The sequence below is a fragment of the Nocardiopsis sp. TNDT3 genome (genome assembly GCF_003427465.1).
GTDB lineage: Bacteria > Actinomycetota > Actinomycetes > Streptosporangiales > Streptosporangiaceae > Nocardiopsis > Nocardiopsis dassonvillei.
Genome location: NZ_QPFC01000958.1, coordinates 1 through 2668, shown reverse-complemented (window position 1 = coordinate 2668; position 2668 = coordinate 1). Strand labels below are relative to the sequence as shown.

General features: G+C 77.3%; 1 protein-coding gene. It reads right to left on the bottom strand.

Going from position 1 to position 2668, the window contains the following annotated elements; all coding sequences use genetic code 11:
* Positions 1 to 2668 (bottom strand): condensation domain-containing protein (locus DQW06_RS22230; protein WP_157983554.1); only part of this gene is annotated, 2668 nt, incomplete at both ends.

Genomic DNA, 2668 nt, shown 5'->3' with positions numbered 1-2668 from the left:
GCGGCGGTGACGAAGGTGGAGGTGATCCGGTGGCGGCGGGCCAGCGCGCCGAACTCCCCGGCGGTGAGCCGCTGCGGCGGAGCGACGACCACGGCGCCGCCGCGCAGCAGCGGTACCCAGATCTCGTAGGTGGCGGCGTCGAAGGCGTGCGAGGAGTGGAAGAGCACCCGCTCGTCGCGGCCCCCGCCCCACCGGGAGTCGCGCGCCAGGGCCACCACGTCGGCGTGGGTCACCGCCACGCCCTTGGGCTCTCCGGTGGAGCCGGAGGTGTGCATGACGTAGGCCAGCGCGCGCGGGTCTGCCTCGGGCAGGGGGTCCTCGGTCCGCACGGTCGGGTAGGGGCCGTGCCCGTCCAGGACCAGTACGCGCGCGTCGGTGCCCCCGGGCAGGCGGGAGCGCGAGGCGGTGTCGGTGACGATGACGCGCGCGCCGGTGCGGGCGAGCGTCCAGGCCACGCGTTCGGCGGGGTCGTCGGGGTGGACGGGGACGTAGGCGCCCCCGGCGCGCAGAACCGCGAGCATCGCGGTGACCACGTGCGGCCCCCGCTCCAGCAGCAGGGGCACGGCGTCCTCCGTGCCGACCCCCCAGGCCCGCAGCAGGCGGGCCAGGTCGGCGGAGCGGGCGTCGAGTTCGGCGTAGGTCAGCGCGGGGAAGTCGCCGACCAGGGCCGGGGCGCGGGGGGTGCGGGCGGCCTGCTCCGCGAACGCGGCGGTCACGGAGGCGGGCGCGCCCTGGGCGGGGGCGTGCTCCCAGGAGTCCAAGAGGGCGCGTTCGGCCTCGGGCCGCAGGTCCAGGGCGGCCAGGTCCAGGCCGGGGTCGGCGACGACGGCGTCGGCCAGCCGGGACAGGGTGTCGGCCAGGGCCGCCACGCGCCCGGCGTCGTACAGGTCGGTGTTGTACTCCACCGACAGGCGCAGGGCTCCGTCGCGTTCGGCGTACTCGAAGACCAGGTCGGCCAGGGCGGCGGTGCGCGGCAGGTCGACCTCCTCGGCGCGCAGGCCCTCCAGCTCCAGCCCGCCGGTGTGGGCGTTCTGGAGGACCATCAGCGCCTGGAACAGGGGTCCGCGGGCGGGGTCGCGCTCGGTGACCAGGGCGTCGACGACCCGGTCGAAGGGCATCTCGTGGGCGAGGGCGGCGTCGGCCTCGGCGCGCACCTGCCCGACGAACGCGGCCGCGGTGGTGCCCGGCCTCAGGCGCGAGCGGAGCACGACCGGGTTGACGAAGAAGCCGACCACGTCCTCCAACTGGGGGTGGTCGCGTCCGGCGGAGGCCGCCCCCAGGGCGACGTCGGCCGAGCCCGACGCGGCCGAGAGCACGGCCTGGGTCAGGGCGGCCAGGGTCGAAAAGAGCGTGGCGCCGCACGCCCCGCCCAGCGCGCGCAGGCCCCGGAGCTGGTCGGGGGTCAGGCGGGTTCGATGGACAGCCCCGGCGGTGGTGCGCCGGGCGGGCCGGGGCCGGTCGGTGGGCACGGCCAGCGGGGGCACGTCCTCCAGGACGCGCGCCCAGTACTCCAGGCGGCGCCGGGCCTCGGGCCCCTCCCAGCGGCCCTGCTCCCAGACGGCGAAGTCGGCGTAGTCGGTCTCCGCGCGGGTGTCGGGCTCCGCGCCGCGCACGGCGGCCCGGTAGTACGCGGCGAGGTCGCGGTGGAGCAGGTCGACCGACCAGCCGTCGCAGGCGATGTGGTGGGTGCTCAGGACCAGGACGTGGTCCCGCTCGTCCAGGCGCAGCAGCAGGGCGCGGGTGGGCGGCCCCGCCACGAGGTCGAAGGGGGTGTCCACCTCGCGCAGCAGGTGCCGGTGCAGCTCCCGCTCGCGGTCGGCCGGGTCGGCGGAGGGGATCTCGCGCACGGTGAGCAGGTCGGCGCGGGGTTCGCGCACGTACTGGACGGGCTCGCCGTCGACGGTGTCGTAGGTGGTGCGCAGGGCCTCGTGGCGTTGCTGGAGCAGTTCCAGGGCGCGGCCGAGCGCGGACACGTCGAGCGGTCCGCGCAGGCGGAAGGCGCTTCCGGTGTGGTACTCGGCGCTGTCGCCGTCGAGCTGGTGCAGGAACCACAGGCGGCGCTGGGCGGCCGACAGCGGCAGCGGTCGGCCGCGCCCGGCCGGGGTGATGGGTTCCTCGCGGCGCCCGGCGTCCTCGGCCGCGGCGATGCCCTCGGGGGTGGGATGGCGGAACAGCGCGCGCGGGTCGAGGCCGGTGCCCAGGCGCTCGCCCAGGCGCCAGGCCACGCGGGCGGCGAGGATGGAGTCGCCGCCCAGGGCGAAGAAGTCGTCGCGGGCGCCGACGCGCTCCAGGCCCAGGGCCGCGGCGAACTCCTCGGCGGCGGCGCGCTCGGCGCCCTCGCGCGGCTCGACGTGGTCGGCGGCGGAGCGGACGGCGGGCGCGGGCAGGGCGCGGTGGTCGACCTTGCCGTTGGCGGTCAGGGGCAGCGCGTCCAGGGCCACGACGGCGGTGGGAACCATGTAGCCGGGCAGGCGGTCGGCCAGGCGTTCGCGCAGGGCGCCGGTGTCGGCGGTACCGACGACGTAGCCGACCAGGACGCGCGCGCCCGGGGCGTCCTCGCGGACGGTGACCAGGGCCTGGGAGACGCCGTCCTGGGCCAGTAGCGCGGCCTCGATCTCCCCGGGTTCGATCCGGAAGCCCCGGATCTTGACCTGGGAGTCGGCGCGGC